We start from the raw sequence: 533 nt of genomic DNA on the forward strand, positions 1-533 counted from the left end.
GGTGCCATGTCGCGCAGCACGAAGCCCGCCGGCGTGATGTCGATGACGGCGAGATCGGTATAGACGCGGGTGATCGAGCCCAGCGCGGTCAGCGGATAGGTGCAGCGCTCCACCAGCCGCGGCTCGCCCTCCCTGGTGCAGTGCTCCATCAGCACCCAGACCCGCGCCGCCCCGGCGCCGAGGTCCATCGCCCCGCCCACCGCCGGCGCCACGCCCTTGCGCCCGACCGACCAGTTGGCAAGATCGCCGTTCGCCGCCACCTGATACCCGCCGAGCACGCACAGATCGAGGTGCCGCCCGCGGATGATCGCAAAACTGTCCGCCTGCCCGACGATCGACGCCCCCGGACGCAGCGTCACCGGCTGCTTGCCCGCGTTGATCAGGAACGGGTCCTCCGCCCCCGCGTCCGGCGCCGGCCCCATCCCCAGGATGCCGTTCTCGGAATGGAAGATCACCTCCCGCTCCGCCGGCACATGGTTCGCCACCTGCGTCGGCAGCCCGATGCCGAGATTGACCACCCAGCCCTCGGGAAT

The 533-nt window shown here is 70.9% G+C and carries 1 protein-coding gene; it reads right to left on the reverse strand.

Annotated elements, in window-relative coordinates:
• On the reverse strand, positions 1–533 hold a 533-nt coding region (locus APM_RS01925; RefSeq protein ID WP_039887551.1), incomplete at both ends, for a 3-oxoacid CoA-transferase subunit B.

It is taken from the genome of Acidiphilium sp. PM, from assembly GCF_000219295.1.
GTDB lineage: Bacteria > Pseudomonadota > Alphaproteobacteria > Acetobacterales > Acetobacteraceae > Acidiphilium > Acidiphilium multivorum.